The organism is Ancylobacter polymorphus, assembly GCF_022836935.1.
GTDB lineage: Bacteria > Pseudomonadota > Alphaproteobacteria > Rhizobiales > Xanthobacteraceae > Ancylobacter > Ancylobacter polymorphus_A.
In genome coordinates this window covers 669027-695483 of record NZ_CP083239.1, presented here as the reverse complement: position 1 = coordinate 695483, position 26457 = coordinate 669027, and the positions used below count along the sequence as shown (strand labels likewise).

Genomic DNA, 26457 nt, shown 5'->3' with positions numbered 1-26457 from the left:
CACACAGGAACGCGTGGCAGGACGGGGCGGGAGGCGCTATAGGCTTGGTCCGCCCGGATCACCCCTTCCACGCGGACCCCTCTCATGTCGGACAGTTTCGATCTCGCCATTGTCGGTGCGGGCGTCGTCGGCCTTGGCCATGCCCTTGCCGCCCGCCGCCGCGGGCTGAAGGCCGTCGTCATCGACCGCGACGCGCAGGCCAATGGCGCCTCGGTGCGCAATTTCGGCTTCGTCACCGTCACCGGCCAGCAGCGTGGGACGTGCTGGCGCCGCGCCATGCGCTCGCGCGACATCTGGGCCGAGGTGGCGCCCAAGGCCGGCATCGCGGTGGAGCATCGCGGCCTGCTGGTCGCCGTGCGCCGGCCGGAGGCGATGCCGGTGCTGGAAGCCTTCCGCGCCACCGAGATGGGCGAGGGCTGCGAGCTGCTGACCGCCGAGGCGGCGCGCGAACGGCTGCCGGCGCTCACCGGCCCGCTTTCCGGCGGCCTGTGGAGCCCGCACGACATGCGGGTGGAATCGCGCGACGCCATTCCCCGCCTCGCCGCCTGGCTGGCGAGCGAGGGCGTGGAATTCCGCCGCGAAAGTGCGGTGACCGCCGTGGAGCCGGGGCGGGTCGTCACCTCCTCCGGCACGGTTTCGGCCGCGCGCATCGTGGTGGCGCCGGGCGACGATTTCCACACGCTGTTCGAGGACCGTTTCAAAGCCTATGGCGTCACCCGCTGCAAGCTGCACATGCTGCGCGTGACCGACCCCGCGCTTGGCCGGCTGCCGGGCTCGGTAATGACCGACCTCTCGCTCGGGCGCTATCTCGGCTATGCCGAACTGCCCGAGGCGGAGGCGCTGAAGCGCGTGCTGGAAGCCGAGCAGGCCGAGCATCTGAAACACGGGGTGCATCTCATCGTGGTGCAGTCGGCCGACGGCTCGCTCGTGGTCGGCGACAGCCATCATTACGCCGCGACGCCGGACCCCTTCGCTCCGGATTTCGTCGATGAACTGATCCTCGACGAATATGAAGCCCTGTTCGGCCGCCGGCCTGCCGTCACCGAGCGCTGGATCGGCACCTATGCCTCGGCTGCCGACCGGCTCGCCTTCATCGACCGGCCGCATGAGCATATCCGCCTCGTGGTGGTGACCAGCGGCACTGGCGCTTCCACCGGCTTCGCCATTGCCGAGGAAGCGGTGGCGGAGCTGTTCGACTGAAGCTCCGGCATTGCCGCCAAGCCATTGGCGCCAAGCCATTGCGCCAAGCCATTGCCGCACGTCGCCCCATCCTCTAAACCCGCGCCGTACTTCGAGAAGGACGGCGCCCATGGCCAAGGACAAACCCACCAAGCTCCGCGCCCGCATGCCGCGCGGCTTCGCCGATCGCGGGCCGGGCGACCTCGCGCCGACGCGGGAGATGCTGGACAAGATCCGGCGGGTCTATGAGCTCTATGGCTTCGAGGCGCTGGAAACCCCCTTCATCGAATATACCGACGCGCTGGGGAAGTTCCTGCCGGACCAGGACCGGCCGAATGAGGGCGTGTTCTCGTTCCAGGACGATGACGAGCAGTGGCTGTCGCTGCGCTACGACCTCACCGCCCCGCTCGCCCGCCATGTGGCGGAGAATTTCGACAAGCTGCCGAAACCCTTCCGCAGCTACCGCGCCGGCTGGGTGTTTCGCAACGAGAAGCCCGGGCCGGGGCGCTTCCGCCAGTTCATGCAGTTCGACGCCGACACGGTGGGCGCGCCGACGGTCGCGGCGGACGCCGAGATCTGCATGATGATGGCGGACACGCTGGAAGCGCTGGGGCTGGCCGGCAAGTTCGTCATCAAGGTGAACAACCGCAAGGTGCTCGACGGCGTGCTGGAGGCCATCGGCCTCGGCGGCGACGCGAATGCCGGCCGCCGGCTGACCGTGCTGCGCGCCATCGACAAGTTCGACAAGGTGGGACCGCAGGGTGTCGAGGATCTATTGGGTGAAGGCAGGTGGGAAAATCCAGAAGCCAAGAGCGGCGACTTCACCAAGGGCGCGGGCCTTAACAACAGCCAGATCTATAGAATAATCAGGCTTCTCAATTTGGAGCCCAGTTCGGGCATCAGGGCTGAAGCTCGGTTCCTGTCCAAAGCGGAGTTCGATGAGAAATGGGGCAATCATCCGGCCAGGTGGTTTGACCGTTTGGATCAAGAGGGCTTCTCCGACGATATTAGAACTCTGGTGGATGACTGGCTGGGATTGGACGCCGAGGTCCCGACTGCTCTGTTGGAAGGGTTAGCTGAGCTAAAGGCAATTCAGTTCTTGTGCAATGCTGGTGGTTATGAAGGAGATCGTATTCGAGGCGACGTATCCGTCGTCCGTGGCCTCGAATACTATACCGGCCCGGTCTTCGAGGCCGAGCTGACCTTCGAGGTGAAGGACGAGAAGGGCCGCCCGGTGCGCTTCGGTTCGGTCGGCGGCGGCGGGCGCTATGACGGGCTGGTGGGGCGCTTCCGGGGGGAAGCGGTGCCGGCGACGGGCTTCTCCATCGGCGTCTCGCGGCTGGCTTCCGCGCTGTCCTACCTCAAGACCGACGCCGCGCCGGAGTTCGGCCCCGTGGTGGTGGTGGTGATGGACCGCGACCAGACCGCGCATTACATGGGCCTCGTCGCCACCCTGCGGCAGGCGGGCATCCGCGCCGAGATGTATCTCGGCAACCCGAAGAATCTCGGCAACCAGTTCAAATATGCCGACCGCCGCAACTCGCCCTGCGTGGTCATCCAGGGCTCGGACGAGCGGGCAAACGGGCAGGTGCAGATCAAGGATCTGATCGAAGGCGCCAAGGCCGCCGCCGCCATCACCGACAATGCCGAATGGCGCAGCACCCGCCCAGCGCAGTTCGCCTGCGGTGAGGCCGAGCTGGTGGAAAAGGTGCGCGAGCTGCTCGACCATCACGGCGTGCCGCACGGGGCCGCGCTGGGGTAGGGGCGCCCGTCTGCGTGCGTCAACCCCCGGCGTTGCCGGGCGCCTCAGCATGACGGGCGTGCGGACGGGCCGTCATTGCGCGCACCGTCATCCCATCAGAAACCGTGCAGCGGGCCTTCGACGGAGATTTCCACCCCGTTCAGCGTGCCCTTGCGGTGGGGCGCGGCGGGGGGCGCGAGGTGGGGCTCGACCTCGGCCTTGAACGCCTTGAGCGCGTCGCGCTGGGCGGTGATGGTCTTCGCCTCCAGCCGCAGCCGGAAATCGGCGGGGTTGAGGCCATTGGCCTGAAGCCAGGCGGAGAGTTCGCTGAGGGCGCCTTTCATCGCGGAAGTCCTTGGCAGGAAACGGAATGCGGCGAGGAGATAGGCGCGGACCCGCCGGGATGCCAGAGGGGGCGAGGCGCACGGGAACGGGCGGCCCGTCGCCCACCCCGAAACCATCTCGCCGCCCGCGCATGGACCCGCGCGCGGGGCTTTGCTAGAAGCGCGCAGCTTCTCGCCGCCCCGTTTCCCGCACACCGGACCCGCCCATGCCCGCCGACCAAAGCCACGCCGAGGAACTGCTCGCGCTCTATGCGCGCGCCGGTTTCACGCGCGTCGAGCCGCCGGTGCTCCAGCCCGCCGATGCCTTTCTCGACCTGTCGGGCGAGGAGATGCGGCGCACCATGTTCATCACCATGGACCCGGACGGGCACGAGCTGTGCCTGCGACCGGACCTCACTCTGCCGGTGTGCCGCCATTACATCGCCGAGGGCGCCGCCCAGCCGCGCGATTTCGCCTATCTCGGCCCGGTGTTCCGCTCGGATGTGGCGGGCGGGGAGCTGCTGCAGGCCGGCGTCGAATCCCTCGGCCGGCACGACCGCGAGGCGGCGGATGCCGATGTGCTGGCGCTGGGGCTGGAGACGGCGGCGCTGTGGGGGGTGATCGACCCCACCATCCGGCTCGGCGATGCCGGCCTGTTCGCCACGCTGCTCGACGCGCTGAACCTGCCGCCCGTGTGGCGGCGGCGGCTCATCAAGGATTTCGCCCGCTCCGGCGATCTCGGCGCTGACCTCGCGCTGCTGAAGCACCGCCCCGAGGCCGGCGGCGTCACCGCCCATGCCGGCGTGCTCTCGGCGCTGGCGGGCTCCGACCCGGCGGCGGCGCGGGCGCTGGTGACGGATTTGCTCTCCATCGCCGGCATTTCCACCGTCGGCGGGCGTTCCGTTTCGGAAATCGCCGAGCGCTTTCTCGAACAGGCCGCGCCCGGCGATGCCGAAGGCCTGTCGGCGGAGAAGGTCATGGTGATCGAGCGCTATCTCGCCATTGCCGGCACGCCCGACCAGGCGGCGGCGCGGCTGCGGGCGCTGGCTGAGGAGGCGGGGCTGGAGCTGGACGGCGCGCTCGACGCCTTCGAGACCCGCACCCATTTCATCGCCGCGCAGGGCATCGAGCCCGAGCGCCTCTCCTTCGCCACCGCCTTCGGCCGGCCACTGGATTACTATTCCGGCATGGTGTTCGAGCTGCATGAGAACGGGGCGGGTGCGCCCTTGGTCGCCGGCGGGCGCTATGACGGGCTGCTCGGCCGGCTCGGCGCCGGGGAACCCATTCCCGCCGTCGGCTTCGCCGTCTGGCTCGGCCGGCTCGATGCCGTGGAGGCCCGTCTATGAGCGCGCTGATCGTCGCCGTGCCGTCCAAGGGCCGGCTGCAGGAAAACGCCACCGGCTTCTTCGCCCGCGCCGGCATGTCGCTGACCCAGTCGCGCGGCGCGCGCGACTATCGCGGCACGCTGAGCGGGGTGGAGGGGGTGGAAGTCGCCTATCTCTCGGCCTCCGAGATCGCCAGCCAGCTGGCGGCGGGCGCCGTGCATCTCGGCGTCACCGGCGAGGATCTGGTGCGCGAGAGCATCCCCGACGCTGATTCCAAGGTGCTGCTGGTGGAAGGGCTCGGATTCGGCCACGCCAATGTGGTGGTGGCGGTGCCGCAGGCCTGGATCGACGTGCGCACCATGCGCGACCTCGACGATGTCGCCACGCATTTCCACGCCACGCGCGGGCGGCGGGTGCGGGTGGCGACGAAATATCTCAACCTCACGCGCGGCTTCTTCGCCCGCCACGGTATTGTCGATTACCGCATCGTGGAAAGCTTAGGCGCCACCGAGGGCACGCCGGCGGCGGGCACGGCGGAGCTGATCGTCGACATCACCACGACCGGCTCGACGCTGGCGGCGAACGCGCTGAAGGTGATCGACGACGGCGTCATCCTGCGCTCCGAGGCCAATCTCGTCGCCTCGCTCAACGCGGACTGGAACCAGGCGGCGCGGGCGGCGGCGCGGGCGCTGCTCGACCGGGTGACGGCGGCCAAGCGCGCCGCCACCATGCGCGAGGTGAAGACGCGCTTTGCCGCCTGCGATGCCGGCGTGGTGCAGGAGGCGGTGCGCCGTTTCCGCGCCGTGGCGCCCTTCGGCGCGCCGACTTCCTCCGGCATGGTGACGCTGCACTGCCCGCCGGACACGCTGCACCCGCTGGCGGTGTTTTTGCGCGAACAGGGGGCGGCCACCGTCTCGGTCGGCCCGCTCGACTATGTGTTCGCCGCCGAGAACCCGCTTTACGAAAAGCTGGAAGAGCGGATCGGGTAGGGTTTCGCTACCCTTGCCTCCTCATGGCCGGGCTTGACCCGGCCACCCCGCTCTGGCCCGCGCCTCGAAGGACGCAGACGGCCACTCGGCCCGTGCCCCGCTCAAGACTTGGCTCCCCGGGTCAAGCCCGGGGATGGGGGGGATTCGTCATCCCGGCCGAGCGGAGCGAGAGCCGGGATCGTTCTCAGGACTGGCGGCAATCCCGGATCGGCCTTCGGCCGTCCGGGATGACGGTGAAGAGCGTTTACCCCCGCGCGGCCTGGGCCACTTCCGCCGCTTCCGGCTGCGCGAAGGCTGCCGCCTCGCCAATCGCATGGCCGAACAGAATGAGGCAGGGCCCGCTGGCGCCATCCGCCACCGCCGCTTCCAGCGCCGCCTGCAACGTGGCGACGGTGGCGGGGATTTGCCGTTCCTCCGGCCGCGTGGCCGAGAACAGCGCGATGGCCGGCGTCGCCGGATCGAGCCCCGCCGCCATCGCCTTGCCCGCCAGTTCGCCCCAGGTGCGCTGGGGCATGTAGACCACCGTGGTGGCGGCGGGATCGGCCAGCGCCTGCCAGTCGAGATCGCGCGGGAGCTTGCCGTCGCGCGCATGGGCGGTGACGAATTGCAGCCGGCGCGCATGGTCGCGATGGGTGAGCGAGGTGGTGAGCCGGCTCGCCGCCCCCTGCGCCGCGGTGATGCCGGGCACCACTTCCACCGGCAGGCCGGCATGGCGCGCGGCGGTGATTTCCTCGCCGGCGCGGCCGAACACCATGGGGTCGCCGCCCTTCAGCCGCACCACGCGCTTGCCCTGCTTGGCCAGCGAGACCATCAGCGCGTTGATGTCGTCCTGCTTGCAGGAGGCCTTGTAGCCGGTCTTGCCGACCAGCATCTTGCGGGCCTCGCGGCGGGCGACATCGAGCACCGCCGGGGCGACGAGATCGTCATACAGCACCACATCGGCGGATTGCAGCACGCGCACCGCCTTCAGGGTGAGCAGTTCCGGATCGCCCGGGCCGGCGCCGACCAGCGCGACGGAACCCTGGGGCGTGTCGGAGCGCTCGACCTCGGCGCGGCCGAGCAGGCTCTCGCGCAAGGCCTCCGTCGGTTCGGCCTCCGGCGTCTCCAGCGCGGCGCGGGTGAAGCGCTCCCAGAAGCCGCGGCGGCCCTGATAGGACAGGGCGAGGGCGGACACCGCCGGGCGCCAGCTGCGCGCCGCTTCCGCCCAGCGCTTGAAGCCCTGTGGGATCACCGCCTCGATCTTGGCCCGCACCGCCTGCCCGAACACCGGGGCGGCGCCGTCGGTGGAAATGCCGACCACCAGCGGCGAGCGGTTGACGATGGCGCCGAAGGCGAAATCGCAGAAGGCGGGCTTGTCGACCACATTGACCGGCACGCCGGCGCGCCGCGCGGCCTCAGCGAAGCGCGCGCACTCCTCGTCCTCCTCGATCGCGCCGATGGCGAGCGCCGCGCCGTCGAGGTCGGCCGGGGTCCAGTCGCGGGCGATGAGCAGGAGCGGGCCGTCGGGCGGGGCGGCGGCGAGTTCGACCAGATCCTCGCAGAAATCGGGGGCGATCACCTCCACCCGCGCCCCGGCGGCGGAGAGCAGCTCCGCCTTCCACGCCGCCGCCTCCGAGCCGCCGGCCAGCACGACGCGGCGCCCGGCCAGCGCGAAGAACACCGGCAGGCGGGCGAGCGGGTCCATGCGCCCGGAAGCGCGGCGGGCCCGGCGCGCGCCGGGCGGGGTGGGGAGGGCGGAATCGGTCATCGCGGCGGTCGTCCGAGAGGGGCTGGTGGACTTATCACACAAAATTCCCGTCGATTAAAGGTAATGGACGAAAATTGTTCGGAAAATATCAGTGGGCCTTTTCCGACAGCTTGTCGGTCCAGGCCAGCACCACGCCGGAGAGCACGAACACGACATGGATGATGACCAGCCACATCAGCTGCTTCTCGTCGACGCCGCGGTCGAGATTCATGAAGGCTTTCAAGAGCGCGATGGCGGAAATGGCGACGATGGAGGCGAGCAGCTTCTGCTTGAGGCCGGAGAAATCGACCTTGGTCATCCATTCCGGCCAGTCGGAATGGCCTGAGGCGTCGATCTTGGAGACGAAATTCTCATAGCCGGAGAAGATGACGATGATGACCAGCGAGCCGGTGAAGGTGAGGTCGATCAGCGCCAATATGCCGAGAATGGTGTCGGCCTCGTCGAACTCATTGGCGTGGGTGACGAAATGCAGGAGTTCGACGCCGAATTTGAACAGAAGCACCGCAAGCGCGATCACCAGCCCGAGATAGAACGGCGCCATGATCCAGCGGCTGACGAAGATGAAGCGTTCGATGACCTTTTCCATGCGTCCGTCGCCTTGAGCTGACCCCGCCTCTCGCGGGTGCGAAAGGCGTGCCACGACGCGGCGCCGGCGGCAATAGGCTCTATGAAGGGGCGCGAGGGGCGCGCGCGGGGCGTCGCGTACCCCTCGCTGGGCGACAGCGTGCTAGAGCACGTTCCGATCTGTTTGCATCGCAATCAGATCGGAAAAACGTTCTCTATCAATAATCGAGAGACTGATTCACCGATCAGCTTGATTCAAGCTGATCGGATCAGGCTCTAGTTCGCCGTCACTTTCTGATAGGTGTTCTTCAGCTCGTCCTGAATGACGATGGCGGTGCCCTTGGCGTCGAGCAGCAGGTCCTGCTGCGGCGTGCGGGTGCTGTAGCTCCAGCCCGCCGGCGGCTTGAGCCGGCTGCCGAGGCCGGCGAGGTCGGCATAGCTCAGCGTCGGGTCGACGATCTGGGCGTAGGACTGCATCACATAGACCGCGCCGTCCGGGGCGGTGAGCTGGAACACCGGCTTGCCGGCGTCGAAGCGGTAGGTGGTCTCGCGGTCGATGGTCTGCTCGGTATAGCTCGGCCCCATCGCCTGATGCAGCGACAGCGACACTTCCGCCCGCTTGGCCATGACGATGCCGCCCACCGTGATGACCTCGCCGGTCTTGGTGTCGCCGGTGGCGGTGATGCCGTCCATGATGAAATGGCGCGGCCCGTTCATGACCACGGCGAGCGTGTCGAACTCCCGGAGCAGGTCGCGCCGGGTCAGCGCGTCCCATTTGTCGGCGGGGCAGTCGTCAAAGCCGAGCGTGTTGAACACCGAGGCCTTGAGGCCGTCCAGGGTGAGATGCACCGCCACCAGCTCGCAATAGCGCGCGTCGCGCAGCACCGCCGGCAGCTTCGGCGTGACATCCGGCGTCGGCTGCTGCGCCAGCGCCGCCGTCGCGCACAGCGGCAGCAGGGCAAGAAGGGCGGAGCGGGTGAGCGTGGGGAGCCGGGCGAACATGGGCAACATCCTCGGTCGGGGCGGGTGGCGGGAAGCTACCCCCACACCGGCGCCAGGCGGAAGACGCGCCCGGCGATGCGACCAAGAATAGACAGGCAAAGAACAGACAGGCACGGCGGGTGGCGAGGCGCGGCGGGAAGACCCGCCGCCCCCGGTGGCGTCAGGCGGTGACGTCAGGCGGTGACGCCGGTGCCGATGGGGCAGGAGACGCCGGTGCCGCCGAGCCCGCAATAGCCGTTCGGGTTCTTGGCGAGGTATTGCTGGTGGTAGTCCTCGGCGAAGTAGAACACCGGGGCGTCGACGATCTCGGTGGTGATGGCGGGGAAGCCCTTCGCCTTCAGCGCCGGCTCATAGGCCGCCTTGCTCGCCTCGGCCTCCGCGCGCTGCTGGGCTGAGGTGACATAGATGCCGGAACGGTAGGTGGTGCCGACATCATTGCCCTGCCGCATGCCCTGGGTCGGGTCGTGGCTCTCCCAGAACAGCTTGAGCAGCTGTGCGTAGCTGACCTTCGCGGGGTCGAACACGACCAGCACCGCCTCGGCATGGCCGGTGAGCCCGGTGCAGGTCTCCTCATAGGTCGGGTTCGGGGTGATGCCGTTGATGTAGCCGACGGCGGTCACATAGACGCCCGGCGTCTGCCAGAACTTGCGCTCCGCGCCCCAGAAGCAGCCAAGCCCGAAAATCGCGGTCTCGAACCCTTCGGGATAGGGGCCCTTCAGCTTGTGGCCGTTGACGAAATGGGTCTCGGCGGTGGGCAGCGGGCGGGCGCGGCCGGGCAGCGCCTGCGCGGGGGTCGGCAGGTCGATACTCTTCTTGAAGAAGAACATGGGGCAAATCCCTTGCTGGAATGGCGCCAATATGGGGATTGCCGCCGCTTCGCGCGAGGGCGGAGCCGTGCCGCGCTCTTCACGCGCGCGGCATCACGCCGCCGGGCGGCGGCCGATCAGCAGCAGCAGCGCGCCGATGACGCCGAGCACGAGGAAGAGAGGGGCGCCGAGCACCGGCACGACGAGATAATCCCACACCGTGGCGGAGAGGGTGCGGGTGACGAAGGCCTGGAAGCGGGTCAGCGAGTCCGGTCCCACGGCGAGCCAGGTGACGCCGAGCGGGGTGGTGACGATCTCCGCCGAGGCGATGGAGCGCACCCCGTCCAGCACCAGCGCCACGAAGGCCCCGGCCAGAACCCACAGGCCGACGAAGCGGAAGAGAAAGCGGATCATGCGCGGCGTCCCGGTCCTCATGCGCTGTGGCGCATCTGTCGCGTCCGACCGTCTGTAGGCGGGGCGGGCGGGGGAGGCAAGGCCCGCGCGGTCCGGCACGGCCGGGGAGGGCCGCGGCAAAACCCTGTGCGCGCGGCATTGCGCCGCCGGTCTCGCGCGTCCGTGAAGACCCTTAGCCTTGATGTGGATCAAGGTTGTCGCTCGCCCGCGGCGCGAAAGCTCCCTCCACATCATGGAGTCGTTCCAGATCGGCCGATCGGAACGTGGAGGGTCGAATGACGCAGCTACAAAGCTCCGCTGGACGCGGCTCGGGTGCCACCGAGCCGGGCGTCGATCAGAGCGGAAAGAAGATGACCTTCGGCGAGGGCGGCCTCGCCTTCGTCTTCGCGGTCCTGGCGCTGTCCTGCATCACCGTCGCGGCAAAGACGCACGATGCCGCCTATGCCTTCCACGCCTATCTCTCGGCCTTCGCCAGCATCGCGGCGGTGTTCGTCATCCTCAACCGCTATGTGGACCGCCCGGCGGCCCTGCCGGCGCTGGAGATCGACGGCAAGCCGAACTACAATTTCGGCCCGGTGAAATTCGCCACCGCGGCGGCGATGTTCTGGGGCATTGCCGGCTTCCTGGTCGGCGTCGTCATCGCCTTCCAGCTCGCCTTCCCCTGGCTCAACTTCGACCTGCCCTGGACCGCCTTCGGCCGGCTGCGCCCGCTGCACACCTCGGCGGTGATCTTCGCCTTTGGCGGCAACGTGCTGATCGCCACCTCGTTCTATGTGGTGCAGCGCACCTCGCGCGCCCGCCTCGTCGGCTATCTCGCGCCGTGGTTCGTGGTGCTGGGCTATAATTTCTTCATCGTCATCGCCGGCACGGGTTATCTCCTGGGCATCACCCAGGGCAAGGAATATGCCGAGCCGGAATGGTACGCCGATCTGTGGCTGACCGTGGTGTGGGTGACCTATCTGCTCGTGTTCCTCGCCACGCTGTGGCGCCGCAAGGAACCGCACATCTATGTGGCGAACTGGTTCTACCTCGCCTTCATCGTCACCATCGCGATGCTGCATCTCGGCAATAATGCCAGCATCCCGGTCTCGGTGTTCTCGCCCAAATCCTACATCGTCTGGGCGGGCGTGCAGGATGCAATGGTGCAGTGGTGGTACGGCCATAACGCGGTCGGCTTCTTCCTCACCGCCGGCTTTCTCGCCATCATGTACTATTTCATCCCCAAGCGGGCCGACCGGCCGGTCTATTCCTACCGGCTGTCGATCATCCACTTCTGGGCGCTGATCTTCATCTATATCTGGGCCGGCCCGCACCACCTGCACTACACCGCGCTGCCGGACTGGGCGCAGACGCTGGGCATGACCTTCTCCATCATCCTGTGGATGCCCTCCTGGGGCGGCATGATCAACGGCCTGATGACGCTCTCGGGCGCCTGGGACAAGCTGCGCACCGACCCGGTACTGCGCATGATGGTGGTGTCGGTCGCCTTCTACGGCATGTCGACCTTCGAAGGCCCTATGATGTCGGTGAAGGCGGTGAACTCGCTGTCCCACTACACCGACTGGACCATCGGCCATGTGCATTCCGGTGCGCTGGGCTGGGTCGCCTACATCTCCTTCGGCGCCATCTACTGCCTCGTGCCCTGGCTCTGGCAGAAGCGGGAACTGTATTCGCTCCGCCTCGTCAACTGGCACTTCTGGATCTCGACCATCGGTATCGTCTTCTACATCTCGGCGATGTGGGTGGCGGGCATCCTACAGGGCCTGATGTGGCGCGCCTACACCTCGCTCGGCTTCCTCGAATACTCGTTCATCGAGACGGTCGAGGCGATGCACCCCTTCTACATCATCCGCGCGGTGGGTGGCGTGCTGTTCCTGATCGGCGGGCTGATCATGGCCTTCAACCTGATCATGACCATCCGCCAGCCGGATCTGGCGGAAGCCGGCACCGGCGTCCCCAACCCGTCCCTCGTGCCGGCCGAGTGAGGAGGCAAGATCATGGCTGAAGCCGTCGCTCCGAAGAAATCCCTCTGGGCCAAGCACGCCTTTCTCGAGAAGAACTCGATCTGGCTGGTGATCGGCATCCTGCTCGTGGTCGCCATTGGCGGCCTCGTGGAAATCGTGCCGCTGTTCTACCTCAAGAGCACCATCGAGAAGGTCTCCGGCATCCGTCCCTGGACACCGCTGGAGCTTGCGGGCCGCAACATCTATGTCCGCGAGGGCTGCTACAACTGCCACTCGCAGATGGTGCGCCCGCTGCGCGACGAGGTGGAACGCTACGGCCACTACTCGCTGGCGGCCGAGAGCATGTATGACCGCCCGTTCCAGTGGGGCTCCAAGCGCACCGGGCCGGACCTCGCCCGCGTCGGCAACAAATATTCCGACGAATGGCAGCGCCAGCACCTCGCCGATCCGCGCTCGGTGGTTCCGGGCTCGATCATGCCCGGCTACCCCTTCCTGGCGCAGACCCCGCTCAAGACCTATGAGGTCGCCGACGACATGAAGGTGAACGCCGTGCTCGGCGTGCCCTATTCCGAGGCGATGGTCACGGAAGCGCTGGCGGACCTTCGGGCGCAGGCCAACCCCGACGCCGATGCCGACGGGCTGAAGGAACGCTATCCCGGCGCGCAGCAGCGCGACTTTGACGGCAATCCCAAGCTTCTGTCGGAAGCGGATGCGCTGATCGCCTATCTCCAGGCGCTCGGCACCATGGTCGACTTCAAGCTCTACGACGACAAGGCAAACATCCGCTGAGGAGGCTGGGATGAACGAGACCTATCGCGCCCTCGCCGAATTCGCTCAGACCTGGGGGCTTCTCTACTTCGTCGGCATCTTCCTCTGCGTGCTCGCCTATGCGCTCTCGCCGCGGCGCAAGGCGCAGTTCGAGGACGCTGCCCGCATGCCGCTGCGCGAGGATTGATCATGGCCGAGCATCACAAGAACGAAGTCGACGCCGTCACCGGCGTCTCGACGACCGGCCACGAGTGGGACGGCATTCGCGAACTGAACAACCCGCTGCCGCGCTGGTGGCTGTGGACCTTCTATGCCTGCATCGTCTGGGCGGTGGTCTACTGGATCGCCTACCCGGCCTGGCCGCTGGTCTCCGGCTACACCTCAGGCGTGCTCGGCTGGAAGTCGCGCGAGGCGGTGCAGGTCCAGCTCGCGGACCTGCGCACCCAGCGCGGCGCCTTCGCCGAGAAGCTGGAGGCTGCCTCGCTCGAACAGATCGAGGCCAATCCCGAACTTCTGGCCTTCGCCCGCGCCCAGGGCCGCGCCGCCTTCGGCGACAATTGCGCCCCGTGCCATGGCTCGGGTGCCGCCGGCTCCAAGGGCTATCCCAACCTGAACGACGACGACTGGATGTGGGGCGGCTCGCTGGAGCAGATCCAGCAGACCATCCTGCACGGCATCCGCTCCACCGATGCCGACGCCCATGTCGGCGATATGCCCGCCTTCGGCCGCGACGGCCTGCTGCAGCGTCCGGAAATCGTCGCGGTGGCGGATTATGTGCGCTCGCTCTCCAACCTGCCGGTGCCGAAGGGCGTGACGCCGGACCTCGCCAAGGGCAAGGAAGTGTTCGCCGCCAATTGCGCCGCCTGCCACGGCGCCGACGGCAAGGGCAATATCGAGCTTGGCGCGCCCAATCTCACCGACGGCATCTGGCTCTACGGTTCGGACCGCGACACCATCATCGCCACCCTGACCAATGGCCGCGCCGGCATCATGCCGGCCTGGTCGGGGCGTCTCGACCCGACCACCATCAAGGCTCTCACCGTCTATGTGCATGCGCTCGGTGGGGGACAGTAGCGCGCGCACCCTGACGGGTTGAGGCCATGCGGCGGGGCGTCTCAGCGGCGTCCCGCCGCATAAGCATTTTTCCGCCCGGCAAGCCCCGGATCAACGCTCCCCGCGCACGGGTTTAGAAAGTCTCCATGAGAGGCGCACAGCGCACGCTTCGGGGACCGACATGAACATGGCGACCAAGGTGGAACGGCTCGAAGAGCCCGAATATGACGACGATGCCCCGCTGTACGAGGCCCGGCGCAAGATCTACCCCATCGCCGTCCACGGCACGTTCCGCAAGATCAAGTGGACGCTGCTCATCGTCACCCTCGGCATCTATTATCTGCTGCCCTTCCTGCGCTGGGACCGCGGGCCGAACGCGCCCTCGCAGGCGGTGCTGGTCGATCTCGCCAATGGGCGGTTCTATTTCTTCTTCATCGAAATCTGGCCGCAGGAAATCTACTACGTCACCGGCCTTCTGATCCTCGCCGCCCTCGTGCTGTTCCTGATGAACGCGGTGGCAGGGCGGCTGTGGTGCGGCTATCTCTGCCCGCAGACCGTGTGGACCGACCTGTTCCAGGCCATTGAGCGCATGGTGGAAGGCGACCCGCGCGAGCGGCGTGAGAAGCTGAAGACCGCCTCGCGCGGCCGGCGCGTCTTCGAGGCGGCGTCCAAGCACACGCTGTGGCTGATGGTGGCGTGGTGGACCGGCGGCGCCTGGGTGCTTTATTTCGCCGACGCGCCGACGCTGGTGTGGCAGCTGTTCACCGGCACCGCGCCGATGGTGGCCTATCTCTGGATCGCCATTCTGACCTTCACCACCTATGTGCTCGCCGGCCATATGCGCGAGCAGGTGTGCACCTATATGTGCCCGTGGCCGCGCATCCAGGCCGCGCTCACCGACGAATACGCCTTCAACGTCACCTATCGCTACGATCGCGGCGAGCCGCGCGGCTCGTTCAAGAAGACCGAGGCGCTGCGCGCGGCGGGCGTGCCGGCGGGCGACTGCATCGACTGCAAGCAATGCGTCGCCGCCTGCCCGACGGGTGTCGATATCCGGCTCGGCAGCCAGCTCGCCTGCATCCAGTGCGGCCTGTGCATCGACGCCTGCGATACGGTGATGAACAAGGTGGGCCGCCCCACCGGGCTGATCGCCTACGACACCGAGATGAATGTCGAGCGCCGCATGAAGGGGCTGGCGCCGGTCAGCAAGGTGCTGCGCGCCCGCACCCTGCTCTATGCCGGGCTGATCGTCATTGTCGGCGGCATCATGGTGGCGACGCTGGCGATGCGGGGCTCGGAGGGCGTCTCCGTCATCCATGACCGCAACCCGCTGTTCGTGCGGCTCTCCGACGGCTCGCTGCGCAATGCCTACACGTTGCGCATCGTCAACAAGCAGTCGCTGCCGCGCCGCTTCGCCATCGCGGTGGAGGGCGTGCCGGAGGCGCGGCTGGAAGTAGTGGGCGGCATTTCCGAAACCGAGAACGGCCATCCCGTGGTCGAGGTCGGGCCGGACCAGACCTATGAGCTGCGGGCGCTGATCTCCACCTCCGCCAAGCTGCCGGCCAATGCCTCGCTGCCGGTCACCTTCTCCGTCACCGACGTGATCGGCGGCGAGACCTCGACCGCTCCCGACCATTTCAAGGGCCCCTGACGCCCCGACCGGAGACCCCGCATGGCCACGCTCATGACCGCGCGCGACGAACCCAAGGTCCGGCCACTCACCGGCCGGACGGTGCTGCTCTGCTTCATCGCCTTTTTCGGCGTGGTGTTCACCGCCAATTTCTTCCTGGTGCGGGCGGCGCTGACCACGTTCGGCGGGGTGGAGACGGAAAGCTCCTACAAGGCCGGGCTCGCCTTCAAGGCCGAGAGCGAGGCCGCCGCCGCCCAGGCCGCGCGCCACTGGCAGGTCGACGCCCATATCGAGCCGGGTCGGCTCGATGTCGCCGCCCGCGACGCCGCCGGCCGACCGCTCACCGATGTCGCGCTCAGCGCCACGCTGCGCCATCCCACCGACCGCCGCTTCGACGTGACGCTCGATCCGGTCAAGGTCGGCGCCGGCCAGTGGCGGGCGAGCGACACCATCGCCGCCGGCCAGTGGGAGCTGGTGATCGAACTCTCCCGCGACGGCGAGCGGCTGTTCCGCTCCACCAACCGCGTCGTCATCCGCTAGTCCTGAGGCAAACCCATGGGCGCGCAGGCTCTTTCTCTCCCGGCGACCGCCTCTCTGCCCGCCACCCCGGCGACGCAGGATTATTCGCTGTTCCTGCGCCGCGACCCGGCCGGGCAGGCGGAAATGGCCTTCGCGGTGGAGGGCATCGACTGCGCCGCCTGCATCGACGAGATCGAGGATGGCTGCGAGGCGCTGCCCGGCATCGCCCGGGCGCGGCTGAACTACACCACCCACCGCCTCACCATCGGCTGGGAGGCGAAGGCCGAGCCCGCCCCGGCACGGGTGCTGGAGGCGCTGGCGAAGGCCGGCTACCGCGCCTATCCCTTCGAGGCGGACCGGCTGGAGGAGATCGACAACGCCACCTCGCGGCACCTGCTGCGCTGCCTCGGCGTCGCCGGCTTCGCGGCGATGAACATCATGCTGCTCTCGGTGTCGGTGTGGTCGGGCAATGTCACCGACATCACCCCCGAGACGCGCGATTTCTTCCATTGGCTCTCGGCGCTGATCGCGCTGCCCGCCGCCGCCTATGCCGGCCAGCCCTTCTTCCAGAGCGCGCTGCGGGCGTTGAAGGCGCGTTCGCTCAACATGGACGTGCCGATTACGCTCGGCGTGCTGCTGGCGCTCAGCGTCTCGGTGTTCGAGACGCTGCACCATGCCGAGCACGCCTATTTCGACTCGGCGGTGATGCTGCTGTTCTTCCTGCTGGCGGGGCGCTATCTCGACCATGCCATGCGCCGGCGCACGCGGGCGGAGGCGGGCAATCTCGCGGCGCTGAAGGCGGTGAGCGCCAACCGCATCGAGCCGGACGGGCGGCTCGTCACCGTGCCCGCCGCCGCGGTTAAGCCGGGCGACGAGGTGATGTTGCGGGCGGGCGAGCGCGCGCCGGTGGACGGCATCGTGCTGTCCGGCACGGCGGCGGTGGATGAGAGCCTCGTCACCGGCGAGACGCTGCCGCGCAGCCTAAGCGTCGGCGCCACCGTGCATGCCGGCAGCCTCATCCATGACGGCGTGCTGCGGCTGAAGACCGTCGCGGCCGGGGAAGACACGTTTCTCGACGAGATCGAGCGGCTGCTCGACAAGGCCTCGACTGCGCGCGGGCGCTATATCCGCCTCGCCGACCGCGCCGCCCGGCTCTACGCGCCGATGGTGCACACCACGGCGCTGCTGGCGCTGGTCGGCTGGCTGATCGCCGGTGCCTCGCTGCACCAGGCGGTGCTGATCGCGGTAGCGGTTCTCATCATCACCTGCCCCTGCGCGCTGGCGCTGGCCGTGCCGGCGGTGCAGGTGGTGGCGGCGGGCACGCTGATGCGCGCCGGCGTGCTGCTGCATTCCGGCGACACCTTCGAGCGCCTCGCCGAAATCGACACCGTCGCCTTCGACAAGACCGGCACGCTGACCCTGCCGGAGCCGAGCCTTTCCGACGCGGGCGATGTGCCGGCACCGCTGCTCGCCGCCGCCGCCCGGCTGGCGCTGGCCAGCACCCACCCGCTGGCGCGGGCGATCGCCGCCGCGCACCCCGACGCACGGCCGCTCGACACGGTGCGCGAGGTGCCCGGCGCGGGGGTGGAGGCGGAGATTGACGGGGTTATGGCGCGGCTCGGCAGCCCGGCCTTTTGCGGCTGCGAAAAGCTCGCGGCCGAACGTGCCGCCCTGAGCCCCGAGGCCTCGCTGGTCGCGGTGCGGCTGGGGGAAGCCTGCGCCGTGCTCGACATTCGCCAGGCGCTGCGCCGCGACGCCAGGGCGGTGATCGACGAGCTGCGCGCCGCCGGGCTGAAGGTGGTGCTGCTTTCGGGCGACCGGCGCGCGGCGGTGGCGGCGGTGGCGGGCGAACTCGGCGTCACCGACTGGTGGGCGCAGATGCGGCCGGGCGACAAGATCGCCGTGCTGGAGAGCCTCGACGCCACGGGGAAGGGCGTGCTTATGGTGGGCGACGGCATCAATGACGCGCCCTCGCTCGCCAGCGCCCATGTCTCGCTCTCGCCGATCAGCGCCGCCGACGTGACGCGGGCGCAGGCCGACGCGGTGTTTCTCGGCGAGAAGCTGGCGCCTGTCGTCCTCGCGCTGAAAGTGGCGCGGCGGGCGCGGCACCTGATGCGGCAGAACCTGATGATTGCCGTCATCTACAATCTCATCGCCGTGCCGCTGGCGGTCGCCGGCTATGTGACGCCCTTGGTGGCGGCGCTGGCCATGTCGGGCTCGTCGGTCATCGTCACGCTGAACGCGCTCCGTGCGCGGCAGGGCGGCTTTGCCGCCGGGGAAAAGGAGGCGGCATGAGCGTGCTGCTCTATCTGGTGCCGGCGGCGCTGAGCCTCGGCCTGCTCGGGCTGGTGGCCTTCCTCTGGTCGCTGCGCAGCGGCCAGTATGACGATATCGAGGGCGCGGCGGTGCGCGTGCTGTCCGATGACGATCTACACGAGACGGCGCATGAGCGCCCGGACCGCAACGCCCTGACCGGCGAGCCGCGGGCATGAGCGCGAGCGAGTATTTCGACGCCGAGGCGGAAGCCGCCCGTGCCGGCCGGCTCGGCTGCGCCTGCCCGGAAGACGCGCCACGCGCGCTGCGCCGCTCGCTCGGCATCGGCCGACTGGCCGGCGGCTTCGCCCTCGTGGTGCTGGCGCAGGCGCTGACGCTGGGCGCGCTGCCGCTCGCCGGGGCGATGCTGGCCCCGCGCCCCGAACTCGCCACCCTGCCGCTCGGCGCCCTGCTGCTCGGCGCGGCGCTGGCGAGCCTTCCCGCCAGCTTTTTGCTCGACAATTTCGGCCGGCGCGCCGCCTTCGCGCTCGGCGCCAGCCTCGGCGTCGCCGGCGGGCTGATGGCGGCCTATGCGATGGCGCTCGGTGCCTTCCCGATGCTGGTGCTGGGTGCCGCCTGGCTCGGCGCAGCGCAGGGCTTCGGCATGTTCTACCGCCACGCGGCGGCGTTCGGCGCCGCCTCCGGGGCGCAGGCGGGGATGGTGGCGCGCCTCATCGGCGCCGGGGCGCTGGCCGGCCTTGCCGGGCCGCTGCTGGCAGGGGCGGCGGAAGCGGCCCTCGCGCCCTACACCTTCGCCGGCACGCTGCTGCTCGCCGCGCTGGCGCAGCTCGGTGCGCTGGCCTTCGCCGTGCTGCTGCCCGAGGCGCGCTTCTCCCATGCCGATCTCACCGTGGAGGCGATGACCGCCCCGCTGGAACGCCCCGCGCCGCTGGCCTGGCGGGCGCTGATCCTGCCGACGCTGATCGGCGCGCTGGCCTGGGGGGCGATGACCTCGGCCATGGCCGGCGCGCCGCTGTCGCTGGCCGGCTGCGGCGTCGGCGTGCCGCTGATCTCGGGAATCGTCGCCTGGCATGTGGTGGCGATGTACGCGCCGGCGCTGGCCGGCGGGGTGCTGGTGCGCCGGATCGGCGCGACGCCGCTGGCACTGCTCGCCCTCGCGCTGTGTCTCGGCGCGGCTGTGGCGGTGACGCAGGCGAGCGACGCGGTGACGATCAGCCTCGCTTTTCTCACCGTGGGCGCCGGCTGGGCGCTGGCGAGCCTTGCCACCACGCTGATGCTGCATGGCGCGGGCACGCCCAACCGGCTGCAGCTCGCCGCCCATGACGGCCTGCTGCTCGCCGCCGCGCTGCTCGGCGTGCTGATTTAGCCCTCACATCCCCCCTCATCCCGGACGGCGCCGGCCGATCCGGCATGACGGCCTTGGTCGCGATATTGACGCCCGCGACGCTTTATGTAAGTGATCGTTCACTGACATTGCGGTGAGGGATCAGGCATGTTCACGCGGCTGATGACGGCACGGCGCTTCGCGCCGCTGTTCTGGTGCCAGTTTTTCGCGGCGTTCAACGACAATTTCGTGAAGAACGCCATGGCGCTGCTGATCCTCTACGGCATCGCCCATGTGAATGGCGGCGCGCTGGTGACGCTGGCGGGCGGCGTGTTCATCCTGCCCTTTTTCCTGTTCTCCTCGCTCGGCGGCCAGCTCGCCGACCGCTACGACAAGGCGCTGATCGCCCGGCGGGTGAAGTTCGCCGAAATCTGGATCGTGCTCATCGCCAGCGCCGGCTTCGTCATCCAGTCGATCCCGCTGCTGTTCATCGGCCTGTTCCTCATGGGCACGCTGAGCGCGCTGTTCGGGCCGGTGAAATACGGCATCCTGCCCGACCACCTCGCCAAGGACGAACTCGTTTCCGGCAATGCGCTGATCGAGATGGCGACCTTCGCCGCCATTCTCGGCGGCACGGTGGGCGGGGCGCTGGCCTTCACCCATACCGGCGAATGGGCGGTGGCCGGCTTCACCTTCGTGCTCGCCGTCATCGCCTGGCTGTCCGCCCGCGCTATCCCCCCGACGCTGGCCGGCGCGCCGGACCTCGTGATCGACCGCAACATCTGGCGCAGCACGATGACGCTGCTGGCCGACATCCGCGCGGAGAAGCCGATCTGGCGCGGGGCGCTGATCGTCTCCTGGTTCTGGCTGGTCGGCGGCGTGGTGCTCTCGCTGCTGCCCACCCTGGTGAAGGACAATATTGGCGGGCTGGAAAGCGTCGTCACCCTGTTCCTCGTCCTGTTCACCATCGGCGTCGCCATCGGCTCGACGCTGGCGGCGAAACTGTCGGAAGGGCGCATCCTGCTGGCGCTGGTGCCGGCGGCGGGGCTGCTGATGGGCGTGTTCGCGCTCGATCTCGCCTTCATGATGGGCACGCTCGCCCCGGCGGCCCAGCCGATCGGCTGGTATGATTTCCTCACCTCCGGCGCCGGCGTGCATGCCGCCATCGGGCTGATCGGCCTGGCCGCCGCCGGCGGCGCCTTCGTGGTGCCGACCTTCGCCTTCGTGCAGGCGGCGGCGGGCGAGGACCGGCGCGCCCGGGTGATCGCCGGCAACAATGTGCTGAACGCCGCCTTCATGGTGGCCGGCGCGGTCATCGTCGCCGGGCTGCAATTCGCCGGCTTCACCGCGCCGGCGCTGCTCGGGCTGATCGGCGCGGCGAGCCTCGTCGTCGCCATTCTCGCCGGCCGCGCCTTCCAGGGGCAGGTGCTGCGCGACCTCATCAAGCTGGTGTTCCGCGTGCTGTTCCGCGTCGAGGTGACGGGGGCGGAGCATCTCAAAGCCGCCGGTCCCGGCTCGGTGATCGCCATCAACCATGTCAGCTTTCTCGACGCGCCGCTGATCATGGCGCTGCTCGACAATGACCCGGTCTTCGCCGTCGACCGCGCCATCGCCGAGGCGTGGTGGGTAAAGCCCTTCCTCAAGCTGGTGCGCGCCTTCCCGCTCGACCCGACCAAGCCGATGGCGACCCGCGACCTGATCCGCCAGGTGCAGCAGGGCGAGCAATTGGTGATCTTCCCCGAGGGGCGCATCACCGTCACCGGCTCGATCATGAAGATCTATGACGGCTCGGCGCTGATCGCCGACAAGGCCGACGCCCCCGTGGTGCCGGTGCGCATCGAAGGGCTGGAGCAGACCTATTTCTCCCGCCTCGACGGCCACCAGACCCGCAAGCGCCTGTTCCCCAAGGTGCGCGTCACCATCCTGCCGCCGCGCAAGCTGAAGGTCGACAAGGAGCTGTTCGGCCGCAAGCGCCGGCGCGCGGCGGGCGCGGCGCTCTATGACGTGATGAGCGATCTCGTCTTCGAGACCAGCCACACCAATGTCACCGTCTATCAGGCGGTGGAAGACGCGGCGGTGCGGCTCGGCATGAAGCGCATCGTGCTGGAAGACCCGCTCGGCACCATCCTGTCCTATCGCAAGCTGCTGCTCGGGGCGAAGATCCTCGGTGACAAGCTGGCGAAGGAGACCGCGCCGGGCGAGAAGGTCGGCGTGCTGCTGCCCAACGCCGCCGGCATCGCCGTGGTGCTGATGGGCCTCTCCCGCCATGGCCGCGTGCCGGTCATGCTCAACTACACCGCCGGCGCCACCAATCTCGTCATCGCCTGCAAGGCGGCCGAGGTGAAGCTCGTGGTCGCCTCGCGCGCGTTCATCGAGAAGGCGCGGCTGGAGGCGGAAGTCGCGGAACTGGAAAAGCATGTGCGGGTGCTGATGAGCGAGGACATCCGCGCCTCCGTCACCACGCCGGACAAGATAAGGGCGATGCTGCCGTTGCCGGCGCCGAAGCCCGCCCACCCGGATGACCCGGCCTTCGTGCTGTTCACCTCGGGCTCGGAAGGCACGCCGAAGGGCGTGGTGCTCTCCCACCGCAACATTCTCACCAATGTGGCGCAGGTGGCGGCGCGGATCGACTTCTCGCCCGCCGACATCATGTTCAACGTGCTGCCCGTGTTCCATTCCTTCGGGCTCACCGGCGGGCTGGTGCTGCCGATGGTGTCGGGGCTGAAGACGTATCTCTACCCCTCGCCGCTGCACTACCGGATCATCCCGGAACTGGTCTACGCCACCAACGCCACCGCCATTGTCGGCACCGATACCTTCCTCATGGGCTATGCCCGCACCGCCAACCCCTATGATTTCCGCTCGCTGCGCTTCGTGGTGGCGGGGGCCGAGCCGGTGAAGGCGGAAACGCGTCGGGTGTGGATGGAGAAGTTCGGCCACCGCATTCTGGAAGGCTACGGCGTCACCGAATGCGCGCCGGTGCTGGCGGTGAACACGCCGATGTTCAACCGCGTCGGCACGGTCGGCCGCATGCTGCCGGGCATCCATCACCGGCTGGAGACCATGGCCGGAATCGAGGAAGGCGGGCGGCTTCAGGTGCGCGGGCCGAATGTGATGCTCGGCTATCTCCGCGCGGAGAAGCCCGGCGTGATCGAGCCGCCGGAGCATGGCTGGTACGACACGGGCGACATCGTCAGCTTCGACGAGGAGGGCTTTGTCGCCATTCGCGGCCGGGTGAAGCGCTTCGCCAAGATCGCCGGCGAGATGATCTCGCTCGCCGCCATCGACGCCATGGTGGCGACGCTGCGGCCCGATGCCGAGCATGTCGCCGTGGCGGTGCCGGATGCGCGGCGCGGCGAGCGCATCATCCTGATGACTACGGCGCCGGACCTCACCCGCGCCGCGCTTCAGGCCTATGGCCGGGAGCGGGCGGTGACCGAGCTGATGATCCCGGCGGATATCCTGCGCATGGACGCGCTGCCGCTGCTCGGTTCGGGCAAGGTGGACTTCACCAAGGCGCGCGGCATCGCGTTGGAAATGCTCGCCGCCCGCGCGCCAGCCGGAGACGGGGCATGAGGGCGGCGCCCGCCCGGCGCGGGCGCGAGGGCGGGGCGGCGCGGGCGCGCGGGCCTGATCCGCGGGCGCGGGGGGCGGATACGCGCGCGCGCATCGAGGCGGTGGCGCTGGAACTCTTCGCGCAGAAGGGCGTCGCCGGCACCTCGGTACGCGACATCGCGCTCGGCGTCGGGGTGAGCGAGGGGGCGCTCTACCGGCATTTCCCCTCCAAGGAGCAATTGGCGCGCGAGCTTTTTCTCACCCGCTATGCCGGGCTGGCGGCGCAGATTTGCCAGCTCGACGCCGCCGAGCCGGAATTGGAGCCCAAGCTGCGGGCGGTGGTGCGGCTGGCCTGCGGCCTGTTCGATGCCGAGCCGGCGCTGTTCGCCTATCTGCTCATCCACCAGCACGAGCATCTCGGCACCGTGCCGGACGCGCCGGACGCGAATGTGGTGGAAGCGGTGGCGCAGATGCTGCGCGGCGCCGGCGTGCCGCCCGCGCGCGTCACACTGGCCAGCGCCATGGCGCTCGGCTGCGTGGTGCAGCCGGCGGTGTTCGCGCTCTATGGCCGGATCGAAGGTCCGCTGGCGGCGCAGGCGGAGGCGATCGCGGCGGCGGTGCTGGGCGTGGTGGAACGGGCGAAGGCGGGATAGGGCGGGGCGAGGTCGGGCCGTTCTTCACCTCTCCCCATGGGGGGAGAGGTCGCCGCGCAGCGGCGGGTGAGGGGCGGGGCGTGTTCGGCGCAACAGAAAAGGCCCCTCACCCCAACCCTCTCCCCGATGGGGAGAGGGAGCGGCGGCGCCCTGCGTCGAAACGGGCCCTGCCGTTCTTCACCTCACCCCATGGGGGAGAGGTCGCCGGCGCCGTCCTCAGAACAGCTTCATGCCGGGCGGGATCGGCAGGCCGGCGGTGATCGCCTGGGTCTTTTCCTGCACGATGCGCTCGCCCTTGGCGCGGGCATCGGCATGGGCGGCGACGATCAGGTCTTCCAGAATCTCGGCCTCGTCCGGGTTCAGCAGGCTCGGGTCGATATGGATCGCCTTGAGCGCGCCCTTGGCCGAGACCCGCACCGTGACCATGCCGCCGCCGGCGGCGCCGTCGACCTCGATGGCTTCAAGCTCCGCCTGGAGCTGCTCCATCTTGGACTGCATCTCCTTCACCTTCGACATGATGCCGAGAAGGTCTTTCATCGGGAAACTCCTCTAATCAGAATTCGATCTCGTCATCCGCGCCCGGCCCGTCGTCGCGGGCGGCCATCAGATCGGCGTCGGTCATGTCGGCATCGCCGGTGAAGCCGGCGGGTTCCTCCGGGGCGAGGGAGCGCACATCGACGATGGTGGCGCCGGGAAAACGCGCCAGCGCCGCCGCGACCAGCGGGTCGGCGCGCACGCCGGTCATCATCGCGTCGCGCTGGGCGGCGGCCTTCTCGGCCAGCGTCGGCTCGCCCTCTTCGCGCGAAAGCGCGACCAGCCAGCGCCGGCCGGTCCATTCCGACAGCTTGGACTGCAGTTCCTGAATGAGGTTCGGCGCGCCGCCAGGGGCGAGCGCCACTTCCATCTGCCCGTCCTCGAAGGCGACGAGGCGCACGCTGTTTTCCAGCGCGAATTTCAGCTTGAGGTCGCGCCGGGCGGCGGCGAGGGCGACGAGGTCCTCGAAGCTCGCCACGGCGAGTCCGGGCGTGGGCGCGGGCGCCGCTGCGGCCGGGCGCGGCGTGGCGCGCGAGGCGACGGACAGGTGGCTGGCGGCAGTCGGCGCGGCGGAAGGGGCTTTCGAGGGCGCGGGGAAACTGCGCGGCGCTGTCGCCGCCATCGCCGAACCGCCACCCCCGGACCCGCCGCCCATCGGCGCGCCGCCACCGGAAGGCCGGCCGGCCGGCGCCTCCGGCGCGCCGTCGCGCAGGCGCCGCAGCGCCTCGTCCGGGGTCGGCAGGTCGCTCGCATAGGCGAGGCGCACCAGCACCATTTCCGCCGCCTGCATGGGTTTCGCCGCCTGCTGCACCTCGCTGAGGCCCTTGGTGAGCATCTGCCAGGCGCGCGAGAGCACCCGCATGGACAGGCCACGGGCGAACTCCCGCCCGCGCAGGCGCTCGGCTTCCACCAGCGCCGCGTCGTCCGCCGTCTCGGGCAGGATTTTCATGCGGGTGACGAGATGGGTGAATTCAGCGAGATCGGCGATCACCACCGCCGGGTCGGCGCCGGAATCATATTGCTCGCGCAGTTCGGTCAGCGCTTTCGCGATGTCGCCCTGCATCAGGGCCTCGAACAGGTCGATGACCCGCCCGCGATCGGCGAGGCCGAGCAGCGCGCGCACCTGCTCGCCATGCACCATGCCGCCGGTCGCCTGGCCGCCGGAATGGGCGATGGCCTGATCGAGCAGCGAGAGCGCGTCGCGCACCGAGCCTTCCGCGGCGCGGGCGATGAGGCTCAGCGCCTCGGCGTCGATGCCGACCCCTTCCGCCGTGCAGATGCCCTGGAGATGGCGCGCCAGCGTGCCGGCCTCGACCCGGCGCAGATCGAAGCGCTGGGTGCGCGAGAGCACCGTGACCGGCACCTTGCGGATTTCCGTGGTGGCGAAGATGAACTTCACATGCTCGGGCGGCTCTTCCAGCGTCTTCAGCAGGCCGTTGAAGGCCGCCGTGGAGAGCATGTGCACTTCGTCGATGATGAACACCTTGTAGCGCGCCAGCACCGGCTTGTAGCGCGCCGCCTCGATGATCTCGCGGATGTCGCCGATGCCGGTATTGGACGCGGCGTCCATTTCCTGCACGTCGACATGCCGGCTCTCGATGATGTCCCGGCAGTGGCGGCCGAGCACGGGCATATCGAGCGTCGGCGCGCCGCCGCCGGCGGGGCCGTCGGCCGGCTCGTAATTGAGCGCGCGGGCGAGGATGCGGGCGGTGGTGGTCTTGCCGACGCCGCGCACGCCGGTGAGGATATAGGCCTGCGCGATGCGCCCGGAGGCGAAGGCGTTGCCCAGCGTGCGCACCATCGCCTCCTGGCCGATCAGATCGGCGAAGGTCTGCGGCCGGTATTTGCGCGCCAGGACGCGATACGGGGCGGCGGCCGCCGCCGGGACCACGGCCGGCACCATGGCCGGCACGCTCGGCAGCGGGCCGAGATCGAAGCCCGGCCCATCATCGCCGGGGTGCGTCAGGTCGGGCATGTCGGGAGTGTCGGCGCTCATGGCCCCTTCATAGCATCGCGGGCGGTGCCGGGCACAACGGCGCAGTGACGCGCGGGGGAAATTTCCGGGGACGAGAGCGAGGGCAGCGCCGGTGGTG

At 69.1% G+C, this 26457-nt stretch carries 23 protein-coding genes; 15 read left to right on the top strand and 8 right to left on the bottom strand.

Features of this window, described 5'->3' with window-relative positions:
- The first annotated feature begins 84 nt into the window (after positions 1–84).
- A complete protein-coding gene (locus tag K9D25_RS03325) occupies positions 85–1200 on the top strand; it encodes a TIGR03364 family FAD-dependent oxidoreductase (protein WP_244379225.1) in 1116 nt (371 codons plus the stop codon).
- Positions 1201–1309: 109 nt separating this feature from the next.
- On the top strand, positions 1310–2941 hold the full coding sequence (gene hisS, locus K9D25_RS03320; protein WP_244379223.1) for a histidine--tRNA ligase: 1632 nt from the start codon (positions 1310–1312) through the stop codon (positions 2939–2941).
- A 95-nt stretch (positions 2942–3036) separates the two neighbouring features.
- Here hisS and K9D25_RS03315 read toward each other — a convergent pair whose 3' ends face one another.
- On the bottom strand, positions 3037–3264 hold the full coding sequence (locus tag K9D25_RS03315) for a hypothetical protein (RefSeq protein WP_244379221.1): 228 nt from the start codon (positions 3262–3264) through the stop codon (positions 3037–3039).
- Positions 3265–3470: 206 nt separating this feature from the next.
- Here K9D25_RS03315 and K9D25_RS03310 point away from each other — a divergent pair, with 206 nt between their 5' ends.
- Positions 3471–4589, top strand: coding sequence for an ATP phosphoribosyltransferase regulatory subunit (locus K9D25_RS03310; RefSeq protein WP_244379219.1), 1119 nt, complete (start codon positions 3471–3473; stop codon positions 4587–4589).
- Positions 4586–5557 (top strand): ATP phosphoribosyltransferase, encoded by a 972-nt coding sequence (hisG, locus tag K9D25_RS03305; RefSeq protein ID WP_244379217.1) that lies wholly within the window; start codon positions 4586–4588, stop codon positions 5555–5557. The genes K9D25_RS03310 and hisG overlap by 4 nt, the downstream gene beginning before the upstream one ends.
- Positions 5558–5801: 244 nt before the next feature.
- On the opposite strand, the gene cysG is transcribed toward hisG, so the two are convergent.
- The 5 genes from cysG to K9D25_RS03280 form a co-directional block, all read right to left on the bottom strand.
- A complete protein-coding gene (gene cysG / locus K9D25_RS03300) occupies positions 5802–7304 on the bottom strand; it encodes a siroheme synthase CysG (RefSeq protein ID WP_432207909.1) in 1503 nt (500 codons plus the stop codon).
- Between the two features lie 88 nt (positions 7305–7392).
- Complete coding sequence (locus K9D25_RS03295; RefSeq protein ID WP_244379215.1) at positions 7393–7890, bottom strand: TIGR00645 family protein; 498 nt, start codon at positions 7888–7890, stop codon at positions 7393–7395.
- Positions 7891–8144: 254 nt separating this feature from the next.
- On the bottom strand, positions 8145–8870 hold the full coding sequence (locus K9D25_RS03290; protein WP_244379213.1) for a hypothetical protein: 726 nt from the start codon (positions 8868–8870) through the stop codon (positions 8145–8147).
- Between the two features lie 173 nt (positions 8871–9043).
- Entirely contained in the window at positions 9044–9697 is a 654-nt protein-coding gene (msrA, locus tag K9D25_RS03285; protein WP_244379211.1) for a peptide-methionine (S)-S-oxide reductase MsrA, read from the bottom strand.
- Positions 9698–9790: 93 nt separating this feature from the next.
- Positions 9791–10090 carry a hypothetical protein gene (locus K9D25_RS03280; protein WP_244379209.1) on the bottom strand — a complete coding sequence of 100 codons (300 nt, stop codon included), beginning with the start codon at positions 10088–10090 and terminating at the stop codon, positions 9791–9793.
- Between the two features lie 350 nt (positions 10091–10440).
- Between K9D25_RS03280 and ccoN the strand changes: the two genes are divergently transcribed.
- The 11 genes from ccoN to K9D25_RS03225 all read left to right on the top strand — a co-directional run bounded on the left by ccoN (position 10441) and on the right by K9D25_RS03225 (position 23830).
- Positions 10441–12075 carry a cytochrome-c oxidase, cbb3-type subunit I gene (gene ccoN, locus K9D25_RS03275; RefSeq protein WP_244450775.1) on the top strand — a complete coding sequence of 545 codons (1635 nt, stop codon included), beginning with the start codon at positions 10441–10443 and terminating at the stop codon, positions 12073–12075.
- A 12-nt stretch (positions 12076–12087) separates the two neighbouring features.
- Positions 12088–12843, top strand: coding sequence for a cytochrome-c oxidase, cbb3-type subunit II (gene ccoO, locus K9D25_RS03270; protein WP_244379207.1), 756 nt, complete (start codon positions 12088–12090; stop codon positions 12841–12843).
- Between the two features lie 10 nt (positions 12844–12853).
- Positions 12854–13009 carry a cbb3-type cytochrome c oxidase subunit 3 gene (locus tag K9D25_RS03265; RefSeq protein WP_244379205.1) on the top strand — a complete coding sequence of 52 codons (156 nt, stop codon included), beginning with the start codon at positions 12854–12856 and terminating at the stop codon, positions 13007–13009.
- A gap of 2 nt (positions 13010–13011) precedes the next feature.
- Complete coding sequence (gene ccoP, locus K9D25_RS03260) at positions 13012–13896, top strand: cytochrome-c oxidase, cbb3-type subunit III (protein WP_244379203.1); 885 nt, start codon at positions 13012–13014, stop codon at positions 13894–13896.
- 160 nt (positions 13897–14056) lie between these two features.
- Positions 14057–15526 carry a cytochrome c oxidase accessory protein CcoG gene (gene ccoG / locus K9D25_RS03255; RefSeq protein ID WP_244379201.1) on the top strand — a complete coding sequence of 490 codons (1470 nt, stop codon included), beginning with the start codon at positions 14057–14059 and terminating at the stop codon, positions 15524–15526.
- Between the two features lie 21 nt (positions 15527–15547).
- Positions 15548–16045, top strand: a complete 498-nt coding sequence (locus K9D25_RS03250; protein WP_244379199.1) for a FixH family protein — start codon at positions 15548–15550, stop codon at positions 16043–16045.
- A gap of 15 nt (positions 16046–16060) precedes the next feature.
- Positions 16061–18319 carry a heavy metal translocating P-type ATPase gene (locus K9D25_RS03245; RefSeq protein ID WP_244379198.1) on the top strand — a complete coding sequence of 753 codons (2259 nt, stop codon included), beginning with the start codon at positions 16061–16063 and terminating at the stop codon, positions 18317–18319.
- Positions 18316–18516 (top strand): cbb3-type cytochrome oxidase assembly protein CcoS, encoded by a 201-nt coding sequence (gene ccoS, locus K9D25_RS03240; protein WP_244379196.1) that lies wholly within the window; start codon positions 18316–18318, stop codon positions 18514–18516. The genes K9D25_RS03245 and ccoS overlap by 4 nt, the downstream gene beginning before the upstream one ends.
- The gene (locus tag K9D25_RS03235; protein WP_244379195.1) at positions 18513–19664 is read left to right on the top strand and encodes an MFS transporter; all 1152 of its coding nucleotides are present in this window, start codon (positions 18513–18515) and stop codon (positions 19662–19664) included. Before ccoS ends, K9D25_RS03235 begins: the two co-directional genes overlap by 4 nt.
- A gap of 126 nt (positions 19665–19790) precedes the next feature.
- Positions 19791–23198 carry an acyl-[ACP]--phospholipid O-acyltransferase gene (locus K9D25_RS03230; protein WP_244379194.1) on the top strand — a complete coding sequence of 1136 codons (3408 nt, stop codon included), beginning with the start codon at positions 19791–19793 and terminating at the stop codon, positions 23196–23198.
- On the top strand, positions 23195–23830 hold the full coding sequence (locus tag K9D25_RS03225; RefSeq protein ID WP_244379192.1) for a TetR/AcrR family transcriptional regulator: 636 nt from the start codon (positions 23195–23197) through the stop codon (positions 23828–23830). The genes K9D25_RS03230 and K9D25_RS03225 overlap by 4 nt, the downstream gene beginning before the upstream one ends.
- A 216-nt stretch (positions 23831–24046) precedes the next feature.
- Here K9D25_RS03225 and K9D25_RS03220 read toward each other — a convergent pair whose 3' ends face one another.
- Positions 24047–24367: a YbaB/EbfC family nucleoid-associated protein gene (locus tag K9D25_RS03220; protein ID WP_244379191.1), complete on the bottom strand. Its 321-nt coding sequence runs from the start codon at positions 24365–24367 to the stop codon at positions 24047–24049.
- Between the two features lie 16 nt (positions 24368–24383).
- Entirely contained in the window at positions 24384–26360 is a 1977-nt protein-coding gene (locus K9D25_RS03215) for a DNA polymerase III subunit gamma/tau (RefSeq protein WP_244379190.1), read from the bottom strand.
- Positions 26361–26457: the final 97 nt, after the last annotated feature.